General features: G+C 65.7%; 15 protein-coding genes. 5 read left to right on the forward strand and 10 right to left on the reverse strand.

What is annotated here, in order from left to right:
• Nucleotide 1: 1 nt before the first annotated feature.
• Nucleotides 2-988 (reverse strand): poly(ethylene terephthalate) hydrolase family protein, encoded by a 987-nt coding sequence (locus NA10_RS13730; protein WP_157556475.1) that lies wholly within the window; start codon nucleotides 986-988, stop codon nucleotides 2-4.
• Between the two features lie 93 nt (nucleotides 989-1,081).
• Here NA10_RS13730 and NA10_RS13735 point away from each other — a divergent pair, with 93 nt between their 5' ends.
• The 3 genes from NA10_RS13735 to NA10_RS13745 all read left to right on the forward strand — a co-directional run bounded on the left by NA10_RS13735 (nucleotide 1,082) and on the right by NA10_RS13745 (nucleotide 4,579).
• The gene (locus NA10_RS13735; RefSeq protein WP_245677194.1) at nucleotides 1,082-1,486 is read left to right on the forward strand and encodes a PPOX class F420-dependent oxidoreductase; all 405 of its coding nucleotides are present in this window, start codon (nucleotides 1,082-1,084) and stop codon (nucleotides 1,484-1,486) included.
• A gap of 132 nt (nucleotides 1,487-1,618) precedes the next feature.
• Entirely contained in the window at nucleotides 1,619-2,890 is a 1,272-nt protein-coding gene (cobA, locus tag NA10_RS13740) for a uroporphyrinogen-III C-methyltransferase (RefSeq protein ID WP_067568041.1), read from the forward strand.
• 228 nt (nucleotides 2,891-3,118) lie between these two features.
• Nucleotides 3,119-4,579, forward strand: coding sequence for an MFS transporter (locus NA10_RS13745; protein ID WP_067568127.1), 1,461 nt, complete (start codon nucleotides 3,119-3,121; stop codon nucleotides 4,577-4,579).
• 75 nt (nucleotides 4,580-4,654) lie between these two features.
• Here the strand turns inward: NA10_RS13745 and NA10_RS39510 are convergent, their stop codons facing one another.
• The 3 genes from NA10_RS39510 to NA10_RS13755 form a co-directional block, all read right to left on the reverse strand.
• Nucleotides 4,655-4,774, reverse strand: coding sequence for a hypothetical protein (locus NA10_RS39510; RefSeq protein WP_373862369.1), 120 nt, complete (start codon nucleotides 4,772-4,774; stop codon nucleotides 4,655-4,657).
• 255 nt (nucleotides 4,775-5,029) lie between these two features.
• Nucleotides 5,030-6,412 (reverse strand): aspartate aminotransferase family protein, encoded by a 1,383-nt coding sequence (locus NA10_RS13750; protein WP_067568043.1) that lies wholly within the window; start codon nucleotides 6,410-6,412, stop codon nucleotides 5,030-5,032.
• A gap of 108 nt (nucleotides 6,413-6,520) precedes the next feature.
• On the reverse strand, nucleotides 6,521-7,006 hold the full coding sequence (locus NA10_RS13755; RefSeq protein ID WP_067568044.1) for an Lrp/AsnC family transcriptional regulator: 486 nt from the start codon (nucleotides 7,004-7,006) through the stop codon (nucleotides 6,521-6,523).
• Nucleotides 7,007-7,121: 115 nt separating this feature from the next.
• Between NA10_RS13755 and NA10_RS13760 the strand changes: the two genes are divergently transcribed.
• Complete coding sequence (locus tag NA10_RS13760; RefSeq protein WP_307188389.1) at nucleotides 7,122-8,192, forward strand: metallophosphoesterase; 1,071 nt, start codon at nucleotides 7,122-7,124, stop codon at nucleotides 8,190-8,192.
• A 494-nt stretch (nucleotides 8,193-8,686) separates the two neighbouring features.
• On the opposite strand, the gene NA10_RS13765 is transcribed toward NA10_RS13760, so the two are convergent.
• On the reverse strand, nucleotides 8,687-10,093 hold the full coding sequence (locus NA10_RS13765) for an aminotransferase-like domain-containing protein (RefSeq protein WP_067568045.1): 1,407 nt from the start codon (nucleotides 10,091-10,093) through the stop codon (nucleotides 8,687-8,689).
• Between the two features lie 63 nt (nucleotides 10,094-10,156).
• On the opposite strand from NA10_RS13765, the gene NA10_RS13770 reads away from it, so the two are divergent.
• The gene (locus tag NA10_RS13770) at nucleotides 10,157-10,477 is read left to right on the forward strand and encodes a cupin domain-containing protein (RefSeq protein ID WP_067568047.1); all 321 of its coding nucleotides are present in this window, start codon (nucleotides 10,157-10,159) and stop codon (nucleotides 10,475-10,477) included.
• 67 nt (nucleotides 10,478-10,544) lie between these two features.
• Here NA10_RS13770 and NA10_RS13775 read toward each other — a convergent pair whose 3' ends face one another.
• The 5 genes from NA10_RS13775 to NA10_RS13795 form a co-directional block, all read right to left on the reverse strand.
• Nucleotides 10,545-11,963 (reverse strand): NAD(P)/FAD-dependent oxidoreductase, encoded by a 1,419-nt coding sequence (locus NA10_RS13775; protein WP_067568049.1) that lies wholly within the window; start codon nucleotides 11,961-11,963, stop codon nucleotides 10,545-10,547.
• Nucleotides 11,964-12,099: 136 nt separating this feature from the next.
• Nucleotides 12,100-12,930, reverse strand: coding sequence for an ABC transporter permease (locus NA10_RS13780; protein WP_067568051.1), 831 nt, complete (start codon nucleotides 12,928-12,930; stop codon nucleotides 12,100-12,102).
• 1 nt (nucleotide 12,931) lies between these two features.
• Nucleotides 12,932-13,834 carry an ABC transporter permease gene (locus NA10_RS13785; protein ID WP_067568053.1) on the reverse strand — a complete coding sequence of 301 codons (903 nt, stop codon included), beginning with the start codon at nucleotides 13,832-13,834 and terminating at the stop codon, nucleotides 12,932-12,934.
• Nucleotides 13,834-14,919 carry an ABC transporter ATP-binding protein gene (locus tag NA10_RS13790; RefSeq protein ID WP_067568056.1) on the reverse strand — a complete coding sequence of 362 codons (1,086 nt, stop codon included), beginning with the start codon at nucleotides 14,917-14,919 and terminating at the stop codon, nucleotides 13,834-13,836. Before NA10_RS13790 ends, NA10_RS13785 begins: the two co-directional genes overlap by 1 nt.
• Before the next feature lie 8 nt (nucleotides 14,920-14,927).
• Entirely contained in the window at nucleotides 14,928-16,145 is a 1,218-nt protein-coding gene (locus NA10_RS13795; protein ID WP_218021513.1) for an ABC transporter substrate-binding protein, read from the reverse strand.
• Nucleotides 16,146-16,316 lie beyond the last annotated feature (171 nt).

Genomic DNA, 16,316 nt, shown 5'->3' on the forward strand with positions numbered 1-16,316 from the left:
TTCAGTTCGGAATATCGCCGATCTGATTGGCCCAGTTGGGATTCGGGGCGAAGAACTCGCCCCGGGTCATGAAGGCGCGCAGGGCATCGGCACGACCCAGCAACTGCCCCGCCAGCCAGGCGGTCGGATAACCGAGGTACCCGTACACCCCCGTAGTGCAGGGGAACGATGCCCGCGCGCAATCCGGTTGCCCCTGCACATCATTGTGATTCGGCCCGACGAGTGTGCCCCACACCTTGGGAATCGCCGCCGGAATCGCCTCGTAGTACGCCTGCATCGATTGCGGTCCGATAACCTGCCGGGGCAGCGCCTGCGTGGACGGTGAGATCAGGAAGTCCGAGGAGCCGTTCACCAGGAATACCGAACCCCCGGTCAATCTCCCGGTATCCGGGCACCGGGATCCCGTCGCGCAGAGGAGCTGAATGGGTAATTCGATCGGCACCACGGTCTTGATCCGCCCACCCGAATCGGTCATGGCATTGAGCGCTCCGGTCGCACCCTGCGAATGCCCCACCGCCCCAATCGCATTCGGGTCGAGGTGATTGTGGAAGATGCTCGCCGGGTCGGCGGCCTCGTCCAAGAGGAAGTCCACGGCCCCGCCGATATCCACCCCCGAACCGGTCCGCTGATTCTCGGTGGCGATCACCACGAACCCCCAGGACGCCAAATGCGTGAGCAGATAGGCGTATTGGCTCGGCGCCGCATCGGTGCCGTCACCCCAGGTGATGATCGGATGCCGGAATCCGCCCGCCCCGATATCCGTCGGATACCAGATGTCATACGCCGCACCCGTGGAATCGCAACAGCCGAATGCCTTTCGCGCGGTCACCGCCCACGGTCCGGGCTGTGCGAAGGTCGCCTCGACCCCGATCGCCGGAACATACGGGTCCAACCAGGTGGCGTGCCTGTCGGCCGCGGCGGGCGCGGCACACGGCAGCAGTAGAGCGGTCACCACAGCGAGTATTCGAGCGACGACGCGGCGAGTCATAGCGAAAGAGCATAGAAAACCGCGGGTCGATTGCCCGGCAGACGCACGGGCCGCCCGGGAATTCGCATGCGGCGCACACCGTTTACAACACTCGTGACGACACTCCCCGAGGATCTGAAGAGTCATATCGACAAGTCGAACGTCTTTGCCACGGTGGCGACGCTCGGCAAGGACGGACAACCCCATCTCACCGTGGTATGGCTCATTCGTGAAGGCGACGAACTGGTCTTCTCCACCACGGTGACGCGTCAGATGTACCGCAACCTGGCTCGTGACCCGCGCGCGACGGTCATGATCAACCCGCCGGAGAACCCGTACGTCTACGCCGAGATCCGGGGCACGGTGGCCTTCGAACCCGATCCGGAGCGCGCGCTGCCGAACCGGATCTCGCATAAGTTCACCGGTAAGCCCTACGCCGAATTCAATCCCGCCTCGGTCAATGATTCCGAGCGAGTGATCGTGCGCATCACTCCCGCCAAGGTCATGAGCCGCATCTGACACCGGTGCGCGAGGCGCTCGTTACCGGCACCACCCCGGCGGTGAACGGGCCGCGGTGCGGTCTGTAACGGTTGCCGTGCGAAGGCCGGGCGATTGTCGGGTTCGTCCGGCCACGCCGTAGGCTCAATCCTTGTGCCACACACGTCAGCCGCATCCGATGAACAGCCCGCCGGGGATCCGAACTACCTGGTCGGGCTCGATTTGAACGGCCGCCGCGTCGTTGTCGTCGGCGGCGGGACCGTCGCGCAGCGACGGCTCGGACTGCTCATCGCCTCCGGCGCCGACGTACATGTGATCAGCCGCGAGGCCACCCCGGCCGTGGAGGGTATGGCCACCTCCGGGCAGATCACCCTGGAGCTTCGGGGGTACGCCGACGGCGATCTCGACGGCGCGTGGTACGCCATGACCTGCACCGATGAACCCGAAACCAATGCCGCCGTGGTCGAAGAGGCCACCCGCAGGCGGATCTTCTGCGTCCGCGCCGACAATGCCCGGCTCGGCACCGCCGTCACCCCCGCCACCGCGCGCTACGACGGTATGAGCCTGGGCGTGCTCGCGGGCGGTCAGCACCGGCGTTCGGCCGCGGTGCGCAACGCCCTGCTCGAGGCGCTGCAATCCGGTGTGGTGACCGATGATTCGGCCCCCGTCACCCCCGGCGTCGCGCTGGTCGGCGGCGGTCCCGGCGACCCCGATCTGATCACCGTGCGCGGCCGTCGACTGCTGGCCCGCGCGAATCTCGTTGTCGCGGACCGGCTCGCGCCGCCCGAGCTGCTGGCCGAACTCGGTCCGGAGGTCGAGGTGGTGGACGCGGCCAAGATTCCGTACGGCCGGGCCATGGCGCAGGAGGCCATCAATACCGCGCTCATCGAGGGCGCGAAGGCGGGCAAGTTCGTGGTCCGCCTCAAGGGCGGCGACCCGTACGTCTTCGGCCGCGGTTACGAGGAGCTCGAAGCCTGCGTCGACGCCGGTATCCCGGTGACGGTCGTGCCCGGTGTCACCAGTGCCATCTCGGTGCCCGCGCTGGCCGGAATCCCGGTCACCCATCGCGGTGTCACCCATGAATTCGTCGTGGTCAGCGGGCATATCGCCCCGGATCATCCGGATTCGCTGGTCGATTGGCCCGCACTGGCGAAACTGCGCGGCACCCTCGTTCTGCTGATGGCCGTCGAGCGCATCGACAAGTTCGCCGCCGCTCTGCTCGCCGGCGGCCGCGCCGCGGACACCCCGGTCACCATCGTCCAGGAGGGCAGCCTGCGCACCCAGCGCATTGTCCGCGCCGACCTCTCGACCGTCGCCGATCGTGTTCGCGCCGAAGGCATTCGCCCCCCGGCCATCATCGTCATCGGCCCGACGGCCGGTTTCACCGCCGGAGCCCCGGAGAACACCGCCGCCGAAGCGCACTGACACCATGTGCGGGGCTGGATCTTTCGCCCCCCGCCACACCGGCATGCTTTCGGCCGGGATCCACACCGGCAATGTTCCAGCGGTTTTCAATGGATCCCGGCCAAAACCGCGCCGGGATGACGGGGTGGGTGGCACCGCTATCACGGCGTCCTTCGCGCGAAGCTCACCCGGTTGGGTGTGGCGGGTATCCATTACAGTGTCGGGGTGCTCGATAATCCCGCTGCGACGATGCAGTATCCGGTGACCAAGCGGGCGTTCGGCCTCGCGATTCTCGTATTGAGCGGGCTACAGCTGATGGTGGTGCTCGACGGCACCGTCATGATTCTGGCGCTACCGCGACTACAGGAGCAGCTCGGTCTGTCCAGCGCGGGCAGTGCCTGGACGGTGACCGCCTACGGTCTGCCCTTCGCCGGGCTCATGCTGCTCGGCGGCCGGCTCGGCGACTCCTTCGGTCGCAAGCGCATGCTGATTCTGGGCGTCGCCCTGTTCACGGTGGCCTCCGCGCTGTGCGGCAGCGCGCAGAACGAAGCCTGGCTGATCGCCGCCCGCGCCCTGCAGGGCACCGGCGCCGCGATCGCCGCGCCGACCGCGTTCGCGCTGGTGGCCAGCACCTATGCGCCGGGACCGGCGCGCAATCAGGCCATTGCCATTTTCGGATCCATGGTCGGCATCGGCTCGGTCGGCGGTCTGGTGATCGGCGGTGCGCTGACCCAGTTGGATTGGCGCTGGATCTTCTGGATCAATGTGCCGATCGGCATTCTCATCGTCATCGGCGCCATCAATGAACTGCGTGATACCGCGCACCAGCGCATCTCGCTCGATATCCGAGGGGCGGTACTGGGCACGCTCGCGTGCGTGGCCATTGTGTTCGGCGCGACCGAAGGTCCCGAAATGGGTTGGGACAGCCCGATTATCCTGGGTTCGGTGATCGGCGGACTCGTTCTGCTGATCGTCTTCATCTTCGCCGAGCGCAATGTGGCCAATCCGCTGCTGCCGTGGTCGCTGTTCGACAGCCGCGATCGTGTCATCACCTTCATCGCCATCTTCCTGACCTCCGGCGTACTGGGCGCGACGACCTTCTTCGTGGCGCAGTTCCTGCAGAATGTGCTCGGCTACAGCCCGCTCATGGCGGGTCTGGCCAGCATTCCGTTCACCCTCGGCGCGGGCGTCGGCACCGCCGTGGCCTCCAAGGCCGCGCAGTATGTGGCCCCGCGCTGGCTGCTGTTCGCCGCCGCCCTGGTGCTGGCGGGCGGACTGTACTTCGGCTCCACCATCGACGGTTCGGTCGAATACTTCCCGACCCTGCTGCTCCTGCTGTGCGTGGTGGGCTTCTGCGTCGGCACCGCGATCGTGATCCTGCCGCTGTGCGTGCTGGTCGGGGTGGATATGGCGCATATCGGACCGCTGTCGGCGGTCGGCCAGATGTTCATGAATATGGGCACCCCGTTCGCGGTCGGCGTGCTGAGCCCGGTCGCGCTGTCGCGGACGCTGTCCCTGGGTGGGTCCACCGAGAAGGTCACCGAAATGAGCCCGCTCGAAATCGAGGCGCTCGGCAGCGGTTACACCCTGGTGCTCCTGGTCTGCGCGATCGGCACCGCGGTGCTCGGCATTCTCGCGCTCACCCTGCGCTACACCCCCGCCCAGTTGCAGCAGGCCCAGCACGCGCAGGACGAGGCGCAGAAGTCCTAGGGAACGCGCGTCACCGCGATCGCCGATTCGCTCAGGCTGCCGAGATGAGCATGCCGCCCTTTTCGGCGACCGCGGTCACCATGGCGTAGTCGGCGCCCCCGCGTGGTGCCAGAGTGTGAGCAGTCGCCCGTCCGCGCCGATCACCACGTCTTCCGGTCCCCTGTCGGGTAATTCGAGCAATCGCTGGGCGGGCATCTCCGGACTGCTCCGGATATCACGGGCACGGGGCGTGGCATGCGGCGGCTTCCACCGGCGAGGCCGCCCGCGAGGTGGGGGAGGACCTGGTCCGCCGCTACCGCAACCGCACCGGCGCTATCAGACCGTCGAACACCTGGCCACCATGCTCGCGGTCATCGACGACCTCGCCGCCGATGCTGGGTGTCGCCCGCGCAGACGACCGCCGCCCGGTCCAAGGTGGGATCGGGCGGCGGATGTGGCGAATCGGTTGGGTCAGAGCAGCTTCCAGGCGCTGGACAGCGCGCCGCGGACGATCTGCTCGATCTCCTGGAATTGCTGCGGTCCGCAGATCAGCGGCGGAGAGAACTGGATGACCGGTTCGGCGCGGTCGTCGGCGCGGCAGTAGAGGCCGTTGGCGAACAGTTCGCGAGAGACGTGGTTGCGCAGGATGCGGGTGGATTCCTCATCGGTGAAGCGCTCACGAGTGTTCTTGTCCTTGACCAGTTCGACGGCCCAGAAGAAGCCCGCGCCCCGGACCTCACCGACGATCGGGAGGTCGTTCAGCTTGGAAAGCGTTGTGCGGAAGGCGTCTTCATTGTCGAGCACATGCTGATAGATGCCCTCGTTCTCGAGAATATCGAGATTCGCCAGCGCCACCGCGCAGGACACCGGATGCCCGCCATAGGTGGAGCCGTGCATGAACATGCTCTCGGTGCGCTGGAACGGCTCCATGATCCGATCGCTGATCATTACCGCGCCCAGCGGCGCGTAGCCGGAGGTGAGCCCCTTGGCGGTGGTGATCATATCCGGCTGATAGCCGAAACGCTGTGCGCCGAAAGCGGTTCCGAGTCGCCCGAACGCGCAGATCACCTCATCGGAGATGAGCAGCACATCATGGCGATCACAGATCTCGCGCACGCGCTGGAAGTATCCGGGCGGCGGGACGAAACAGCCGCCGGTGTTCTGCACCGGTTCCAGGAAGACCGCGGCCACGGTCTCCGGGCCCTCCATGAGAATGGCTTCCTCGATGCGGTCCGCCGCCCACAGCCCGTAGGCGTCGTAGTCGTCGGTGTGCTCGGTGGCCCGGTAGAAATTCGTATTCGGCACCCGAATCGTGCTGGGTACCAGGGGCTCGAAAGGTGCTTTGGCGCCGGGGATTCCGGTGATCGACAGCGCGCCCAGCGAGGTGCCGTGATACGCCATGGAGCGGCTGATCGCCTTGTGCTTGGTCGGCTTGCCGATCACCTTGAAGTACTGCCGCGCGAGTTTCCACGCGGTCTCGACGGATTCGCCACCGCTGACGGTGAAGAACACGCGATTGAGATCGCCCGGTGCGGAGGCCGCGAGCCGGTCGGCCAATTCCAGGGCGGGGGGATGGGCGTAACCCCAAATCGGGAAGTACGGCAGCGTCCGCATCTGCCGGGCCGCGGCCTCGGCGAGTTCCTCGCGTCCGTGGCCGACCTGCACCGCGAAGAGTCCGGCCAGCCCGTCCAGGTACCGCTTGCCCTTGTCGTCATAGAGGTATGCACCTTCACCCCGGACGATGACCGGGGTGTCGGCCTCATCCTGTCCGTTGTGGCTGGCGAAGTGCATCCAGAGATGGTCACGGACGATGCGGGCGGCATCGGCGTGGACGGGCTCGGCCGTGGCGGTCATGGTGGGACTCCTCGAAGTCTTGTATTACTTCGGTTATCCCACATTCGAGCCAGTTCAGCAACCGATTTCGTTGTTACAACATTGTCAGCTTCGGATTTCGTTGCCGATTTAGCGCGTGCCCCACTTGTAGGTCTGCTTGTTCAATTTCAGATAGACCATGATCTCCGCATGCCGCACGTCCGCCAGTGCCCGAATCCGATTGGAGACCAGATCGAGCAGGGCTTCGTCATCCGGGCAGACCGCCTCGCAGAGGATGTCGTAGCGCCCCGCGCACACCACCACGTAGTTGATCTCGTCGATGGTGGAGAGCGCATCGGCCACCGCCTGCACCGGACCGTCCACCGTGATGGCGATCATGGCCTGCCGGAACAGCCCGACCTGCAACGGGTCGGTGACCGCGACAATCTGGATGACGCCCGCATCGGAGAGCTTCTGCACCCGCTGCCGCACCGCGGCCTCGGACAGCCCCACCGCCTTGCCGATGGTCGCGTAAGCGCGCCGTCCGTCTTCCTGCAGCTGGGCGATGATCCGCTTGGAGATGTCATCGAGCGCCGGGTTGGTCCGGCTGGTGGTCAGATCGCTCACCCCCGCCATCCTTCCCGACCCGGTGTCCTCCGGCCAATCGTGTTGCGCGGCGGCGCGTCGCGACCGTTCTCGCCGACCAGCCACTACTGCCCGGTACGGGTACTCTCGGTCCGGGGGGTTGACGGTGCTGTATATCGATCAGCGCCCATGGCTTCATGAGGACGTACTGCTGTTGAACAGGATTCCCCGCCTGGCTCTGATGCTGGTGATTCCGGCGCTGCTCTTCCTCGTCCCGTGGTGGGTGCTGGTGTTCACCACCACCTCCGGTGCGGTGTGCTGGGCATTGTCGGCGCTTTTCGTACTCGGCTATATCGGCCTGCCCGCCGCCATGTTCACCGGTCACGGCCCGCGGCAATCGGATACGGCCGCCCTGGTCGGCGATACCGCCCTCGGTGTGATGTGGGTGCTGTTCAGCTGGTCGGTCATCGGCGCGGTGGTCCGCACCGCCCTGATCCTGGCCGGTGTGGACGATCCGGCCCGCTCCCGCGTCGTAGCCCTTGGCGTCCTTGCGATTTCGGCCGCGCTGTCGATCTGGGGGATCTATGAAGCCAGGCGCATCCCGAGGGTGAAGACCGTGGAGGTCACCATCCCGAAGCTGGCCCCCGGCCTCGACGGCCTACGGATCGTCGTGATCACCGATACGCACTACGCCGCCACCGACCGCCTCCGCTGGTCCGAGCGTGTGGTCGAGATCATCAATGACTTGCGCCCCGATATCGCCTGCCACGCGGGCGATCTGGCGGACGGCTCGGTGGCCGCGCGGCGCGCCCAGGTGGACCCCCTGGGCAAGGTCCAAGCCGAATTCGGCCGCTTCTACATCACCGGCAACCACGAATACTTCGGCGACGCCCCCGGCTGGATCGAACATATGGAAGGTCTCGGCTGGCAGCCCCTGCGCAATCAGCACCGGATCATCGACCGGGACGAGGACCGCCTCGTCATGGCGGGCATCGACGACCCCACCGGCGCCGCCCTGCCCGGCCACGGCCCCGACCTTCCCGCCGCACTGGCGGGCGCGGACCCCGAGCTGCCGGTGATCCTGCTGGCCCACCAACCCAAACAAATCACCGACGCGGTGGAAGGCGGTGTGGCCCTGCAAATCTCAGGTCACACCCACGGCGGCCAAATCTGGCCCTTTCCGCTATCTGGTCCGGCTCGACCAGCCCGTCGTAGCGGGCCTGAGCCGCCACGGTGACACCCAGCTCTACACCAGCCGAGGCACCGGTTTCTGGGGCCCCCAACTCCGAGTCTTCGCCCCCAGCGAAATCACCCTCCTGGTCCTGCGCACCCCGTGACCCCAACCTACGTGCATGTACTCACGCGGGTGCCCACTCGACATTCACCAGCGCCAGTACATGCACGTCGGAACCGCGAGCGAGCGCAGCCACCGAGGGCTGTCGAGCTGTAATCGGCGTGGCATCATCGCGCTGGGTGAATACCTGCCCCGTTTTCGGTTCTTTCTCGACGACCTCACCGCACCCGAAGTGCCCGCCCTCAGCGCACCGCGTGCCCGTATTGGCTGGTGCCTGGGGTATGGATCAGCGGACCGCGCTGCCGTTGAGCCTGGCCGTCTTCGATCGGATCGCATCGAAAATCACGCTGATGCTTCCGAATTCAGACATCTATCCGAGGGAAGCGGCTGCTGTGGGCGCGTTGAAATTCGAGTCTTCGAAGGGTAGGCGTGGGGGTTCAAACGCTGAGTTGTGGTGCAGGGGTGAGGGGGGCAGGGGGAGGGTCGTAGCTGTTCCATGCGGTGGCCAGTCTGGTCGCGGCTTCCCTGAGTTCCGCGGGGGTGGCTACGAAGCTGATGCGGATCATGTCGGTACTGGCGTTCTGGGCGTCCAGGCCGTTTCCGGGGAGGATGGCTACTCGGTGGCGGAGGGCGCGTTGGGCGAAGGAGGTGCCGTCGCCGTACGGGAGGCGGATCCAGAGGGTTTGGCCGCCAGGGGCGGGCGGCACCTCCCAGGAGGGGAGGCGGGTGGCTAGTTCGGAGCGGAGTACATCGTGGGATTGCTTGCGCTCCAGGGTGATTCGTTCGCAGAGGGTGTCCAGTTCGGGAAGTAGCTCGACGGCTGCGAGTTGCGCCGGGATATTGCCGCCCAGATCGTGTACCGCGCGGAGCCTGCTCAGGCGGGCGACTGTCGAGGCGGGGGCTCGCACCCAGCCGAGGCGCAGGCCGCCCCAGGCGACTTTGCTCAGCGAGCCGATGGAGATCACCGAATTTCCGTATGCGGCAAGTGGTTCGGGCGCGGTGATGCCGGGGAACATCAGGTCGGACAGCACCTCGTCGTCGATGAGCGGGACCTGTGCCGCTGCGGCGGATTCCACCAGTCGACGGCGAGCGAGGTCGGAAAGCACCGTGCCCGTGGGGTTGTGGCAGGTGGCGACGACGTAGGCCAATGCCGCGTCGGTCACCTTGCCGAGCCCGAGGGGTCTGCCTTCGGGGATGGCCGCCGCCTCGCGGAATGCTTCGAGTGCGCCGGGGTAGGTCGGCGACTCGACCAACACTCGATCCCCGGGTCGAAGGAACGCGCGCGCCAGGAGTGACAGGGCCTGTTGACCACCGCCGGTGACGAGGATCTGCCCGGGCTCGGTCGGTATCCCGCGCCGGGCGTATCGATCGGCGATCGCGGTGCGCAACTCCATGATTCCCATCGGGTGGTATCCGATATCCGCCGATAGCGCGCCGAGTCGCCGCCCCATGCGAAGGTACGCCTCGACCACTTCGTACGGTGGCTGGTTCGGTGCGGCGCACGCCAGCGCGATGACATCGGCCTCCGGCTCCAGCAGTTGCAGAAAAGCCGGTGCACCGGTCGTAGCGGGGCGTGCGATCGCGGGTTCGCCCGCCACCCGCGTCCCGCTGCCCTGCCGCCGCACCACTCGCTCCTGCGCGCCGAGCAGGTCGTACGCGGCGACCACCGTATTGCGCCCCACCGCGAGCGTTTTCGCCAATCCGCGATCGGGCGGCAATCGCGTCCCGGCCGCGAGTTCCCCGTCCTCGATCAGCTCCCGCAGTCGGGTGGCGAGCAGTACATACAACGGCCCTCGTCCGGCCGACCACCGGCCGAGCCGATCGGCGAGTTCAACTGGCTCCATAAGGGAACCAATTCTGTCACATTGGCCCTGTCTTCGCCCGCCCGCCCACATCACGATGGACCCATGGAAAAGGTCAGCATCACCCAAGAAATCGCCGCCCTCACCGGCCCCTTTCAGCCGCGGGACCTCGCGACCCCGAACGATACGATCCTGCGATTGGCGCGCCTGCACGGCGAATTCCCCTGGCATCACCATGACGAAGATGAACTGTTCCTCTGCTGGGACGGCACCTTCCGGCTCGACCTGGCCGACCGGGATCCGGTGACGCTGCACCCCGGCGATATCTTCGTGGTCCCGGCGGGCCTGGAACACCGCCCGTTCGCCGAAACCCCCGCCCACGCCCTCATGATCGAGCGCCCGGAGACCAAGCAATACGGCAACTGATGCGGCACGACGGCCGCAATCGGTGAATCCGATTGCGGCCGTGCGGTATTCAGTTATCGGTGCGGTATCAGCTGTCGAAGCCGAGGCCGGTGGCGTCCATGACGCGGAGCCAGAGGTTTCGTTTGCCGCCGTGCTGGTCGGCGCGGGCCAGGGACCAGCGGGTGAGTTGGATGCCGATGGAGCGGAAGGGCTCCGGGGGCATCGGGAGGGGGCGGGATTTCACCATGCGCAGGCGGGTGCGTTCGGTGTCCAGGTTCCAGAGGCGGTCGAGCATCACCTCGGCACCGAAACGTGTTGCGCCTACCCCTAATCCGGTGTAGCCGACGGCGTAGGCGAGTTTGCCCTTGTAGGCCTTGCCGAAGAAGGCGCAGAAGCGACCGCAGGTGTCGATGATGCCGCCCCAGCGATGGGTGAAGCGGAGTCCGTCCAGCTGGGGGAAGGTCTGGAAGAAGTGCTTGGACAGCGTCTCGAAGGTCGCCTCGTTGTAATCCAGTGCGGGCGCGATCTTTCCGTTGTAGTGGTAGATCGCGTCGTAGCCGCCGAACAGGATGCGGTTGTCACTGGTCAGGCGGTAGTAGTGGAAGCGGTACGAGGCATCGCCCAGGCCCATGCGGTGTTTGCCCCAGCCGATGGAGTCCAACTGCTCCGCGGTCAGCGGCTCGGTCATGAGCGCGTAGTCGTAGACCGGCACCACATGGCGCGACACCTTGGCCAGCGGACCCTGGAAAGCGCTGGTGCACAACGCGACTCGCGGTGCGCGCACCTCACCGTGCGGGGTGTGCAGGGTCAGCGTGCCACCCTTGGACTTGGAGATCCGCTGCACCGGCGTGCCCTCGTAGATGCGCACGCCCTTCTCCAGGCAGGCGCGGCGCAGACCCCAGGCCAGGCGCGCCGGATCGAGCATGGCGACGCCGTCGCGATCCCACCAGCCACCGAGATAGGTGGGGGAGTGCACGAGGCTCTGCACCTCCTCGGCGCTGAGCAGCTCACTGCGGTAACCGAGTTCGACCGCGGCCTCATGGCTCTCCCGCAGCCACTCCAGCTCGTGCGGCATGGTCGCCACCTCGAGCTCACCGGTGCGCTCGAAATCGCAGTCGATGTGGTAGCGGCGGATGGTGGCCTCGATGGCGTCCAGGTTCTCCCGGCCCAGCCGTTCGAGGGTCTCGATCTCGTCGGGGAAGCGGTCCACACCATTGGAGAGGCCGTGGGTCAGGCTCGCCGCGCAGAAGCCGCCATTGCGGCCGGAGGCGGCGTGCCCGCATATCGCGGATTCGACGAGTACGACATCGACATCCGGGAACCTCTCCTTGGCCAGCAGCGCCGTCCACAATCCGCTGTACCCGCCGCCGATGACCGCGAGATCGGCGGTCGTGGCCTTGGTGAGGGGATCATTGGGATGCGGACGCTCCGGCCGGTCGGTCCAGAACGGCGTCGGCGCTGCCTCGGAGAGTGCCGACGCCAACAGTTTGCTTCCTTTGGCCTGCATGGCCGATCAACTCCTTTTCTCCAGCCGCGCGGTCCGGCCGCGCGGCCCAACTACCTGTTGTGTTGGTTCGGGGGGTACGCGAAAGCCGCCAGGCGGTCGTCGACACGACGACCGGGCCCGGCGGCTTGCGGGAAACTCAGCTGAAGGACGCGCGATCGTCCGAGCGGCGGCGGTTACGCAGCTGCCCGGCGATGACGAAGACCAGCGAGAGCAGGAAGGTGAGGCTGGCGACCGCGTTCACCTGCGGCGGGATACCACGCAGGTTGATGCCCCAGACATACATGGGGAACGTCTCGGTCGTGCCGGAGGTGAAGTTGGTGACGACGAAATCGTCGAATGACAGCGAGAACGCCAGCAGCGCCGCGGCCATGATGCCGGGCCAGGCGAGCGGCAGGACAACGGACCGGAACGCCTGGAACGGCGTCGCGTAAAGGTCCATCGCTGCCTCCTGGAGCCTCGGGTCCAATCCGGCCAACCGCGCTTTCACGGTCACCACGACGAACGAGAGGCAGAACATCACGTGTGCGATGAGGATAGCCCAGAAACCGAGCGGAATACCGAATCCGATGAACAGTGTCAGCAATGACGAGCCCATCACGATCTCGGGTGTCGCCATCGGAACGAAGATGAGCGCCTGCACCGCCGAGCGACCGCTGAAACGGTAGCGGGCCAGCGCGAATGCGATTCCGGTGCCGAGCGCGGTCGAGATGATCGAGGCGAGCACACCGATGAACAGGCTCATGATGAGCGCGTCCTTCAACCCCGCCGGATCGAACATATGCGTCCAATTGTGCAGCGTGAAATTGAAGTCGTGCAGATCCAGCAAATATGTGGTGTTGCGACTGCCCGGCTGATTGAACGACAGCAGAATGATCACCGCGATCGGCGCGAGCATATAGGCCAGAATCACCCAGCCGAGCAGGAGAACGGCATTGGCCCGAATCCAGGTCCAGAGTCGACGTGCCATCTCACACCACCTCATCGGTGTCGGTCTTACGCAGATACAGCATCACCAGCACCAGAATCGCGACCATGAGCACGACCGAGAGCGCGGAGCCGACCGGCAGATCCTTGACCACCAGCAGGCGGGACTGGATGACATTGCCGATCATGGTGGTGCTCGTATTGCCCAGCAGTTGGGAGTTCACATAGTCGCCGGTGGCGGGCACGAAGGTGAGCAGGGTGCCCGCGACGATGCCGGGCATGGTGAGCGGCAGGGTCACTCGCAGGAAGGTTCGCACCGGACCGTGCGCGAGATCGGCCGAAGCCTCCAGCAGTCGCGGATCCAACTTGTCCAGCGAGGTGTACAGCGGCAGCACCGTGAACGGCAGGAAGTTGTAGACGATGCCCGCGATCACCGCGATCGGCGTAGCCAGCAGTCGCCCGTCCGGGCCGAGCAGATGGATGGCCCGCAGCACCGAGACCAGCGGACCGGTATCGGCCAGAATGGCTTTCCAGGCGAAGGTGCGCACCAGGAAGCTGGTGAAGAACGGCGCGACCACCAGGATCAGCATGAGGTTCTTCCACCGCCCGCTCTTGAGCGCGATGGCGTACGCCAGCGGATAGCCGATGGCGATGCACAGCACGGTGGCGATCAGCGAATAGGTCAGCGACCGGAAGATCTGCGGCTGATACAGATTCCACGCGTAGCTGAAGTTGTCCAGCGAGAACGTCTGCGCGTAACCGGTTTCGATGGATCCGGTGCGGTCGTACATGCTGGCCGCGAGCAGCTGCACCGTGGGCACCGCGAAGAACACCAGCAGGAAGATGATGCCGGGCGCGAGCAGCAGATACGGTGTGAGCCCGCGCTTTCCGCGCGGTGCGTCGACGGGGGCCGCGGCGGCCGTCGAGGCGGGGAGCACGGCGGGCATTACGAACGTCCCAGCAGGAAGGCGTGTTCCGGGCGCCAGTGCACCGCGACCTGGGAGCCGGGCGCGATCATATTGCCGGGACCGGCATTGGGCACCTGCGCGGTGATCTCCTGACCCCACGGGGCCTGCACCAGATACTGGGTGGACACACCCAGGAAGATGGCATCGGTGACCACGCCGGTCACATGCGCACGCCCCTCCGGCACCGATTCGGGATCGCTTGCGAGAGCGACCTTTTCGGGTCGGATACCGAGCGCGGCCGCACCGGCGGTGATCCGGCAGCGGGCGGCGGGAACCGCGAGCCGATTGCCCTGCGCGTCGATGCTGACGATCTCACCGCTACCGGTGACATCGGCCTCGATGAGATTGGTCTGTCCGAGGAAGTTGGCCACGAAACCGCTGGCCGGGAAGTCGTAGATCTCCTGCGGCGCACCGAATTGCTCGAGTTTGCCGGCGTTCATCACCGCGACGGTGTCGGCCATGCTCATGGCCTCTTCCTGATCGTGGGTGATGTGCACGAAGGTGATGCCGACCTCGGTCTGCAACCGCTTGAGCTCGAGTTGCATCTGTCTTCGAAGTTTGAGATCCAGTGCGCCCAAAGGCTCGTCGAGCAGCAGCACCTCGGGATGGTTGACCAGGGCGCGGGCCAATGCCACGCGCTGCTGCTGCCCACCGGAGAGCTGCGCGGGCTTGCGCCCCGCGAACCCTTCCAGCTGAACGAGTTTCAACATCTGATGCGCCTGCTGGCGGGCATCGGCCTTGTTGATGCCCTTGCGCCGCAAGCCGTACGAGACATTGTCCTCGACGGTCATATGCGGGAAGAGCGCATAGCTCTGGAAGACGGTGTTGATCGGCCGGCGGTACGGACGCAACGACGTGATGTCCTTGTCGCCCAGCATGATTCGTCCGGCGGTGGGCTCCTCGAGCCCGGCGATCATGCGCAGAGTGGTGGTCTTGCCGCAGCCCGAGGCGCCGATGATGGCGAAGAACGAGCCGTCCGGAATGGTGAGGTCGAGTTCCTTGACGGCGTGGAAATCGCCGAAGCTCTTGGAGACGCCCTCGATGCGTAGGTCTTGATCGGACATGTCGATTATCACGCCCCCGTCAGGGCCTGGAACTTGGACTGGTAGTCCTTTTCCTTGGCTTCGGTCAGGGACATGAAGATCTGCAGCGATTTCTGCGTCTGGGGGCTGGGGAAGATCAATTCGTTCTGTGCCAGTTCGGGATTGAACTTGGCCATCTCCTCCTGTGCGCCGGCGACCGGGCAGACATAGTTGACGAAGGCCGACAGGCGCGCGGCGATGGCCGGGTCGTAGTACCAGTCCAGCAGCGCCATGGCATTGGCTGCGTGCGGGGAGGTGACCGGGATCAGCGCCTCGTCGGAGTAGAGCACCGCGCCTTCGTCCGGGCTGATGAACTTGACCTTCGGATCCTGCGCGTTGAGCTGGATGACATCGCCGGACCACGCCATACAGGCCGCGATATCGCCCTTGGCCAGATCCTGTACGTAATCGTTGCCGGTGAACTTGCGCACGTGCCCGGACTGCACCGCCTTCTGCAGCTTGGCGAGCGCGTTGTCGTAATCGTCATCGGTGAACTTGGCCGCGCTCTTGCCGATGGAGTGCAGCATCAGCCCCATGGTGTCGGGCATTTCGGTGAGGCAGACGACCTTGCCCTTGAGATCGGGGCGGGTCAGCAGCTCATCGATGGTGTGCACCTCTTTGGTGACATTGGTGTTGACACCGATGCCGACCAGACCCGATTGCCAGGGCGCCATCCGATCGTTCTGCGGATCGATACCGGCGCCGCGCAGCATGGGGTGCAGATTCTTCACGAAGTTCGGCATCTTCGAGACGTCGAGCTTCTGGGTGTAGCCCTGCCGGACCACGCGCACCGCGGTGGAGTCCGAGAGCACCATGAGGTCGCGGGAGATGCTCTGGCAGTTGCTCAGCTGGGCGCTGACCTTTCCCCAGAACTCGTTGTTGTCATTGACGTCCGCGACATAGCTGACCTTGATGCCGGACTTGGCGGTGAATTCCGCCATGGTCGGATGCACTTCGGCATTGTCGGCGGCCTCGTCGAGATAGCCGGGCCAGTTGGAGAAATTGAGGGTCTTCTCCGCGGCCGAGTTGTCGGCGGGCGGTGTGCAGGCGGGGGCGCCCCCGCTGGAGGACGAACCCTTGGTACCGCATGCGGCCAGCGTGCCCGCGGCGGCGATAAGACCTCCGGCGCGCAGCAGACCGCGGCGGGACGGCCGGGCGGAGAGCATGCTGCGCAGCTCGGGAGGGAGTGAGTCCGGAGACTTGTTCATGAGGGTCGCACCTTCATCAGAACGGGATAAAGAAGTTCGCAGCAGTGCTGCGGTGTGGAACTGATAGTTCCATAGTCTTGTTACAAATCAAGCGATTCCATTGAAAAATCCAAGTTACGCAACGAATTCAGTTGTCAACCGTGGTTTCCGGTATGCGGGCACGACTACGAG

It is taken from the genome of Nocardia acidivorans NBRC 108247, assembly GCF_001625085.1.
In the GTDB taxonomy this organism is placed as follows: domain Bacteria; phylum Actinomycetota; class Actinomycetes; order Mycobacteriales; family Mycobacteriaceae; genus Nocardia; species Nocardia acidivorans.